The sequence below is a fragment of the Acinetobacter sp. GWC1_38_13 genome (genome assembly GCF_001767535.1).
Taxonomy (GTDB): domain Bacteria; phylum Pseudomonadota; class Gammaproteobacteria; order Pseudomonadales; family Moraxellaceae; genus Acinetobacter; species Acinetobacter junii.
Genome location: NZ_MELG01000054.1, coordinates 1 through 8,458, shown reverse-complemented (window position 1 = coordinate 8,458; position 8,458 = coordinate 1). Strand labels below are relative to the sequence as shown.

The window sequence follows — 8,458 nt, the reverse complement described above, 5'->3', positions numbered from 1 at the left end:
CCATAACTTGTTCGACAGGTGTGCCAGCAGCCACCATTGCGCTACCTATACCAATGATAGGACCAATGAAATTAAAGCTAGTTCCTTGAACAATAAGTAATCCAGCGCCAAATGGACCAACTTTCTTACATTGCAAGAAAGTCGCGATCCCTGAAATGATTAATGACATAGAAAGAATCATATTGGTGTCTTCGCGAGACACACCTAATGCCAAACAAATCAATAATCCAGGGGTGACAATTGGCACTAAAATCGCTAAAAGATGTTGAAGCGCCGCTAAAAAAGCAATAAAAGGTTTCGGTCGATCATTTAGCCCATAGACTAGATCGAGCGGTTGTTCAGAGTGGGGATTTGACATGGGAGCATAAAAAAGCGGTAAGCATTAGTTGATTATTCTAATAGACTTAGACTACTTTACCAACGATTCTGTAACTATTCGTCAGAAAAAAATTGCTCTGTCAATAAACTGTCACTACTAAACTTTAGTATTTTTCTGTATAATTTGCCCTCAAATTTAAAGCGTATCGAATTTTACATGTCAGATATTAAAACTCTCCGTAACATTGCCATTATTGCGCACGTCGATCATGGTAAAACGACTCTTGTAGACAAACTTTTACAACAATCAGGTGCTCTTGGTGATCGCGCAGGCGAGATTGAACGTGTTATGGATTCTAACGCGCTTGAGTCTGAACGTGGTATTACCATTCTTGCGAAAAACACTGCAATCAAATGGTTAGATAAGCGTACTGATACTGAATACCGTATCAATATCGTGGATACCCCGGGACACGCAGACTTCGGTGGCGAAGTTGAACGTGTAATGTCGATGGTTGACTGTGTATTGCTTCTTGTTGACTCTCAAGAAGGTCCAATGCCACAAACTCGTTTCGTAACGCAAAAAGCGTTCGCACGTGGTTTGAAGCCAATCGTAATCATTAACAAAGTTGACAAGCCAAGCGCTCGTTGTGACTGGGTTATTGATCAAGTATTCGACTTATTTGATAACTTAGGTGCATCTGATGAGCAATTGGACTTCCCAGTTGTTTATGCTTCTGGTCTTCGTGGTGTGGCTGGTCCATCACCAGAAGAATTAGCGGATGATATGACACCGTTGTTTGAAACGATTGTTGATATCGTAGAACCACCAGCAGTTGATGTTGATGGTCCGTTCCAAATGCAGATTTCTTCACTTGACTATAACAGCTTCGTTGGTGTTATTGGTGTTGGTCGTATTCAACGTGGTTCTGTAAAATTGAACACTCAAGTAACCGTAATTGATAAAGAAGGTAAGACACGTAATGGTCGTATCTTAAAAATCATGGGTTATCACGGTTTAGAGCGTGTTGATGTTGAATCTGCTTCTGCTGGTGATATCGTTTGTATCACAGGTATTGATGCATTAAATATTTCTGACACGATTTGTGATCCGAAAAATGTTGAAGCATTACCTGCATTGTCTGTAGATGAACCTACAGTTTCGATGACGTTCCAAGTGAACAACTCACCGTTTGCTGGTAAAGAAGGTAAATTCGTTACTTCACGTAATATCCGTGAGCGTCTTGATCGTGAATTGATTCACAACGTTGCATTACGTGTTGAAGATACTGATAGTCCAGACCGTTTTAAAGTATCTGGTCGTGGTGAACTTCACCTTTCAGTATTGATTGAAAACATGCGTCGTGAAGGCTTTGAAATGGGCGTATCACGTCCACAAGTGATCATGAAAGAAATCGATGGCGAAAAACAAGAGCCATACGAAAACGTAACTTTTGACGTTGAAGAACAGCATCAAGGTTCTGTAATGGAACAAATGGGCTTCCGTAAAGGCGAAATGACCAATATGGAAGTTGACGGTAAAGGCCGTATCCGTATTGAAGCAACTGTACCTTCACGTGGCTTGATTGGTTTCCGTTCTGAATTCTTAACCATGACTTCTGGTACAGGGATCATGACATCAAGCTTCTCGCATTACGGTCCAGCAAAAGCAGGTACTGTTGCGAAACGTCAAAATGGTGTGTTGATTTCTATGGTTCAAGGTACTTGCTTGGGCTATGCATTATTCACACTTCAAGACCGTGGTCGTTTATTCGCTAAACCACAGCTTGAAGTATATGAAGGCATGATCATCGGTATTAACTCTCGTTCAGATGATATGGTTGTTAACCCAACCAAAGCGAAGCAGTTAACCAACGTTCGTGCATCAGGTACTGATGAAGCACTGACTTTAACACCAGCATTGGAATACACGCTAGAACAAGCGCTTGAATTCATTGAAGATGATGAGTTAGTTGAAGTAACACCAAAATCAATTCGTATTCGTAAGCGTTACTTGACTGAAAACGAACGTAAGCGTAATCGCGATAAATAATCTTTTAGCATAGAAGATTTAAAAAACCGCTAAATTAATTTAGCGGTTTTTTTATTGAAAATGAATTATGACTGATGCATGCTTAAGTTCATATTTTTATTACAATAAAATATGTTGTTAAAGTGTGAAATAACTTTATTTTTTTCAGAATAATATTAAATTATCTATATTATGATGAATAACTGTGCCTATGTAATAAACAATGCAAAAGTAGGTGCGATCACGTCAATTCTGGAGAGTTATAAATGAGTATTATTCAAGAATTTAAAGAATTTGCCATCAAAGGCAATATGATGGATCTTGCCATTGGTGTCATCATTGGTGGTGCATTTGGTAAAATTATTGATTCATTGGTGAAAGATATCATCATGCCACTTATTTCAGTTATTACTGGTGGGGGTGTTGATTTTACGCAGAAGTTTATTGTGCTAGGAGACAATCCAAATAATTTACAGTCTTTAGATCAATTAACGAAAGCAGGTGTCAATGTTTTAACCTATGGTAATTTCTTAACCATCTTTATTAATTTCATTATTTTGGCATGGGTTGTGTTTCTTATGGTGAAAGTAATGAATCGTATGCGTAAACAAAAAGAAGCAGAGCCAGCAGCACCAGCGCCTACACCAGAAGATATTCAGTTGTTACGTGAAATCCGTGATGAATTGAAAAAACAAGGTTAATAGACCTTGATACAGAAAACGGCATTTGATATGCCGTTTTTTTATTGTAGATTGGAATAAAATTAGCTAAAGAACGATAGATGAATAATCGTTTTTACATAGAAAACTTTCTACTTTCATTTTAAGATGCGGAGCGTATTGCTAGGGGATTAACCAACATGAACAGATTATTTGTTTACGGCACACTTTGTCCAAATCGAGAAAATTCGCATATTTTAGGAAATATTGGTGGTGATTGGCAAAAGGCACAAGTACATGGAACTGTGCATGTACTTGATTGGGGGCCTGACAAAGGTCTGCCAGCCATTGTGCTCAATGAAAATGATCCTTTAGTTGATGGCTATCTTTTTAGTACAGAAAAGTTAGAGCAAAACTGGCAAATGTTGGATGATTTCGAAGGCTTCCAATATCAACGCGTTGTTGCACCAGTGATATTAGATTCAGGTGAAAAAGTTGAAGCTTGGACTTATGTCATGCAACCAAAGATTTGAATACGTTACTGGAGGGGCGCAGAAATACTTTACTTCGAAGGCTATCTCAGCCCATCCATACGAAATTTAATCTCAACTAAGTGAAAGCCAAATTGGCTTTTGATTGGACCATGTAAAATACGTTCGGCTGCAGTAAAAACCAACTTATCAATCACTGGCACAAGCTGTCCTTTTTTTACTTCACCCAGTTCACCACCGCGTTTAGCTGAATTACAAGTTGAATATTGTTTGGCAATTTTGCTGAAATCAGCACCTGACTGAATTCGTTTTTTTAACTGTTCAGCAAGATCTTTATCTTTTACTAAAATATGTCGAACGATTGCGGTTTGCATGAAATTAGTCTCCCTCAAATAGATTTGCAATTAAGCTTTGGTGGATTTTAGAGGCTGACACTGCGGGCAAAATACACTGGCACGTTGACCAAGTTTTAAATTCTCCAGTGTGGTTTCACAGTTCACACACATTTCACCAGCTCGACCATAAGCAAGTAGTGTTTGTTGGAAATATCCATTTTCACCCATTGCATTGGTATAATCGCGTAATGTAGAACCACCTAGCTCAATTGCATGCTTTAGAATGCGTTTTACTTCAATCACTAAGCTTTCAATTTGCACTAAACTCAATGTTGAAGCGGGTTGTGCAGGATGTATACCGACATTGAATAAGCTTTCAGTCGCATAAATATTACCAACACCTACAACATTATGATTATCCATTAAAGCAATTTTGATGCCGACATTCTTTTTTGAGAGTTTTTCAAATAAATAAACTGCGTTAAATGCATCACTTAGCGGTTCTGGCCCTAAGGTATCGATCAATTTTTCTTGATTGTTTTGATCTAACCATAGAATACAACCAAAGCGACGTGGATCATGATAGCGAAGCTGTTGATCTTCGAAGTCGATTACAAGATGATCATGTTTACGCAATTCTTCGTTTGGTTCACATAAACGAAAGCTGCCTGACATACCTAAATGCCATAGCATCTGATCTCGTTCAAATTCAGCCAAAATATATTTAGAACGACGTTTAAGCGCCATTAAACGTTGCCCAATCAGTTTGTTCAAATCATCGGGTATAGGCCAACGTAAACTTGAGTTATAGACCTGTATTGATTGGACTCGTTGTTCTAAGAGTGGGAGTAAACTGGTCTTAGTAGTTTCAACTTCTGGAAGTTCAGGCATATTCAGCTCAAGTTGTTTTCAACAACAATACAATGAGGGTAAATGTTTCATTTACAATTATGCTGATATTTATTTTTAATTGCGAATCATGATGAAAAAATACTTTGATCTTTTTCGCTAAGGTTAAATCTCTAACACAACAATAAAATAATCAAAATTTAGCTTTAAGAAACTATTTCATCATCGCCACACAGAAATAAGGAATACCCATGCCTTCACTAAAAATTAACTTGTTATACGGTTCAGTTGCAATAACTATGGGCATGGCAAGTACCTTTGTATGGTCAGAGGAATCTAGTAATGATCAAATTGAACCTTTACCTGTAATTAAAGTCGAAGCTACTCGTACTGACACGTCTTATATTCAAACACCGGCATCTGTTTATCGAGTTGATGCACCTAAAAACGATCAATCTCTGCAGGTCAATTTAACAGAACTTGTTAAGGGTATTCCGAGTGTTCAATTACGTAATCGGGAAAATTATGCTCAAGACTTGCAGCTCTCAATGCGTGGTTTTGGTGCTAGATCGACCTTTGGGGTGCGGGGAATACGTTTATATGTTGATGGAATACCTGCAACGATGCCCGATGGGCAGGGGCAAACTTCGAACATCGATATGAATAGTTTGAGTCATTTAGAGGTTTTGACTGGACCATTTTCTTCACTGTATGGTAATTCATCTGGTGGAGCTGTTCTTGCAACTACTCGAGAAGGGCAGGGTAAGGATTCTGTAGAAATGAGTTATTCAGGCGGCAGTCATAACAAAAATCATGCAGGGCTAGTTTTACAAGGGGGCGCTAAAAATCAAAATGAGCCGAGCTATATCATTAGTTCCTCATATTTTAATACGGATGGTTATCGCGATCATAGTAGCGCAGAAAAAGTCTTAAATAATGCGAAACTGACATGGAATTTGGAAGATGGCAGTAAAATTAATTGGGTTACTAACTATGTGAAGATTCATGCTGATGATCCACAGGGATTAAATAGAACTCAGTGGCAACAAAATCCTCGTCAAGTTAATGATGCTAATAATACTTACAATGTTCGTAAAGATATTGAGCAAACTCAGACAGGTGTAACTTGGTCTAAGCCGATTAATGATCACAATGAATTATATGCTATGGCTTATTTTGGTAACCGCCAAGTCACGCAGTATCAATCTATACCACGTGGAACAATAACGTTAGACGATAAGGGTAATCCAGTTTACTCAGGTCAAAGAAATCCTAATCATGCTGGTGCTGTGATTGATTTTGAACGTAATTATTATGGTGCTGATTTCCGCTGGACAGTTAATGAATTATTACCTAATACAAAATTCAGTGCAGGGATTGCTGTCGATAGTATGGATGAGGATCGTAAAGGCTATGAAAACTTTAATCTAGTCAACGGTAATCCATCTTATGGTGTAAAAGGTACATTACGACGTGATGAAGACAATAGTCTGTGGAATGTTGATCCTTATCTACAAGCTTCGTGGCAGTTTTTACCGACTTGGCGTTTAGATACAGGTGTACGTTATAGCAATGTGCATTATAAATCAAAAGATCATTTTACTGCTGAGCCTGATCAGTATGGAACAGTCAATGGTGATGACAGCGATAAAACTGATTACAACAAGGTCTTACCATCGGCAGTTCTAAGTTGGCAAATAATGCCTGAGTTATTGGCTTATGTCAGTTACGCTAAAGGTTTTGAAACCCCAACCTTTACTGAAATGGCTTATCAAACAGATTCAACGAAATCTGGATTTAACTTTGATTTAAAACCAGCAACCAGCGATAACTACGAATTGGGTTTAAAATCACAAAATCAGCTCGGTGATTTTACGCTGGCTGTTTTCCAGAGCAAAACCCAAAATGATATTGTTTCTGCGGGTACTTCTAATGGACGTTCGACATTTAGAAATGCAGATAAGACTCTTCGTGAGGGAGTTGAATTTAGTTGGAATAAAAAGTTATGGAAAGATCTAGAGATCAACACGAGTTATAGTTATTTAGATGCTAAGTTTGATGCTGCCATTCCTGCTGTTGGCGCAGTAAAGGCTGTTCAAAAGGGGTACGTCATTCCAGGAATTGCAAAGAACCAAGCTTTTCTTGCTTTAGCGTGGAAACCAGAACAGGGCTTCTATACAGGGATTGATGCCCAATATATGGATAAGGTCTATGTAGATGACATAAACAGTGATACAGCACCAAGTTATACTGTTGCTTCAATTTATACTGGCTATGCATGGAAGTATGCAGATTGGCGCATTAATGGCTTTGCGCGTATAGATAACCTGTTTGATAAAAACTATGCAGGCTCTGTAATTGTAAATGATAGTAATAGCCGTTTCTTTGAACCTGCAGATGGCCGGAACTGGAGTGCTGGTCTAAAAGTCTCTAAACAATTTTAAAATTATAAATATTGGCAGCACATTTTTATGTGCTGCCAATATATGATTACTTTTTAGGTGGTTGAGTTGCTACTGGTGCAGCTTTTTGAGCGGCAATAGCTTGTTCAACTTTTTCCAAAGATTCTTTGGCATTTGGAATATTTTGGGCTGCTAAAGTCTTGAATATTTTTTGAGCTTCAGGAAGATTTTGATCAACTACATCTCCGTTCGCCATCAAATTCCCAAGAACCATTAACGATGGTGCATATCCTTTAGAGGCTAAAGAGCGAAAGCTGTTCACAGCAACCTGCTGTAGGACAGGATTTTTATTTTTATTTCCCATGCCTAGATCGTAGATCGCCTTTAGGTGTATCGCTGGATAATAATTCTTTTGTATCAATGGGCGTAGCTGTCGAATCGCCAATTGGTCGTACTCTGGTTTTCCTTGAGCAAATAATATCGTTGCCACCTCTACACCAGCTTCTTCTGAGCCTTGTTTCGCAGCTTTATCTAAATATATTTTATATTTCTGTGTGTCTTTGGTGATTCCAATATTGCTTTTACCATATCGATATATTTGTGCGAGTTCATAACTCGCTTTGCCAAATCCTTTATTTGAGGCATCTTGAAAGTATTCAAATGCCTTTTTTTCATCTTTTGATGTGCCTAAGCCTTGCTGAGTCATAGAGCCAAGATTATAAATTGCTTGAGCATTACCCGATACCGCAATTCGCTGAATTTCTTGGAAAGCAGCTGTGTAGTTTTTTGCTTCATAAAGTTGGTTTGCTTTAGAAAATATTACATCAGCATTACCTTTTTCTGCAGCAAATACTGAGTTACAGGTTATGGCAATTAAGCTAGCAATAAGCAATTTTTTCATCTTCTTTCCTTTCAGTTTGGTCTGCTATCACTCCTTTGCGTAGCAGAAAGCAATCTTTAACCCTAATCATAAATTTATAATCTGAAATGTAAATCTTGATTTTGTATAAGTGTTGAATGCAATTTATTGGGTTAATTTGAGTTTTAATTTATCTAAATCAATGAAAAATATAATAACGAGTCTTAATAGAAATAACCTTATTCAAACTCTATGGAGATACTGTGAATTAATCATAAATATTCTTTACATTATGCAAGTTTAGCTTTCTAAACAGTTACTAGTTTTGTTGCAAATCAACAGGAATTGCTACAATTCGAATTACATTTTTTAAGAAAAACAGATATCTACTCAAAAGGTTAAATTACTGCATGAAGATTTTCGAACAGCTTGAATAATGTGCTTATCGTCATTCAATAGATTTCATTAAGGAGTTGTAGTAAAGGATAAGTGAACCGTACCGGGTTTGTCGGA

General features: G+C 37.7%; 8 protein-coding genes. 4 read left to right on the top strand and 4 right to left on the bottom strand.

What is annotated here, in order from left to right:
- On the bottom strand, positions 1-358 hold a 358-nt coding region (locus tag A2003_RS05570; RefSeq protein WP_286686926.1), incomplete at its 3' end, for a solute carrier family 23 protein.
- Positions 359-535: 177 nt separating this feature from the next.
- On the opposite strand from A2003_RS05570, the gene typA reads away from it, so the two are divergent.
- From typA to A2003_RS05555, 3 genes are all read left to right on the top strand, one after another.
- Positions 536-2,371 carry a translational GTPase TypA gene (gene typA, locus A2003_RS05565; protein ID WP_004908783.1) on the top strand — a complete coding sequence of 612 codons (1,836 nt, stop codon included), beginning with the start codon at positions 536-538 and terminating at the stop codon, positions 2,369-2,371.
- Between the two features lie 245 nt (positions 2,372-2,616).
- The gene (gene mscL / locus A2003_RS05560; RefSeq protein WP_112986185.1) at positions 2,617-3,051 is read left to right on the top strand and encodes a large conductance mechanosensitive channel protein MscL; all 435 of its coding nucleotides are present in this window, start codon (positions 2,617-2,619) and stop codon (positions 3,049-3,051) included.
- 158 nt (positions 3,052-3,209) lie between these two features.
- The gene (locus A2003_RS05555) at positions 3,210-3,542 is read left to right on the top strand and encodes a gamma-glutamylcyclotransferase family protein (RefSeq protein ID WP_126131736.1); all 333 of its coding nucleotides are present in this window, start codon (positions 3,210-3,212) and stop codon (positions 3,540-3,542) included.
- 41 nt (positions 3,543-3,583) lie between these two features.
- Here the strand turns inward: A2003_RS05555 and A2003_RS05550 are convergent, their stop codons facing one another.
- Entirely contained in the window at positions 3,584-3,874 is a 291-nt protein-coding gene (locus tag A2003_RS05550; RefSeq protein WP_004908776.1) for a peptidylprolyl isomerase, read from the bottom strand.
- A gap of 30 nt (positions 3,875-3,904) precedes the next feature.
- On the bottom strand, positions 3,905-4,726 hold the full coding sequence (gene mutM / locus A2003_RS05545; protein WP_112986183.1) for a bifunctional DNA-formamidopyrimidine glycosylase/DNA-(apurinic or apyrimidinic site) lyase: 822 nt from the start codon (positions 4,724-4,726) through the stop codon (positions 3,905-3,907).
- Between the two features lie 209 nt (positions 4,727-4,935).
- Here mutM and A2003_RS05540 point away from each other — a divergent pair, with 209 nt between their 5' ends.
- Positions 4,936-7,128 carry a TonB-dependent receptor family protein gene (locus A2003_RS05540; protein ID WP_286686925.1) on the top strand — a complete coding sequence of 731 codons (2,193 nt, stop codon included), beginning with the start codon at positions 4,936-4,938 and terminating at the stop codon, positions 7,126-7,128.
- A gap of 46 nt (positions 7,129-7,174) precedes the next feature.
- Here A2003_RS05540 and A2003_RS05535 read toward each other — a convergent pair whose 3' ends face one another.
- Entirely contained in the window at positions 7,175-7,987 is an 813-nt protein-coding gene (locus A2003_RS05535; protein WP_286686924.1) for a tetratricopeptide repeat protein, read from the bottom strand.
- Between the last annotated feature and the right edge of the window lie 471 nt (positions 7,988-8,458).

Coding starts and splice junctions, on each gene's coding strand:
- typA (WP_004908783.1), top strand. CDS start 536: ATGTCAGATATTAAAACTCTCCGTAACATTGCCATTATTGCGCACGTC.
- mscL (WP_112986185.1), top strand. CDS start 2,617: ATGAGTATTATTCAAGAATTTAAAGAATTTGCCATCAAAGGCAATATG.
- A2003_RS05555 (WP_126131736.1), top strand. CDS start 3,210: ATGAACAGATTATTTGTTTACGGCACACTTTGTCCAAATCGAGAAAAT.
- A2003_RS05550 (WP_004908776.1), bottom strand. CDS start 3,874: ATGCAAACCGCAATCGTTCGACATATTTTAGTAAAAGATAAAGATCTT.
- mutM (WP_112986183.1), bottom strand. CDS start 4,726: ATGCCTGAACTTCCAGAAGTTGAAACTACTAAGACCAGTTTACTCCCA.
- A2003_RS05540 (WP_286686925.1), top strand. CDS start 4,936: ATGCCTTCACTAAAAATTAACTTGTTATACGGTTCAGTTGCAATAACT.
- A2003_RS05535 (WP_286686924.1), bottom strand. CDS start 7,987: ATGAAAAAATTGCTTATTGCTAGCTTAATTGCCATAACCTGTAACTCA.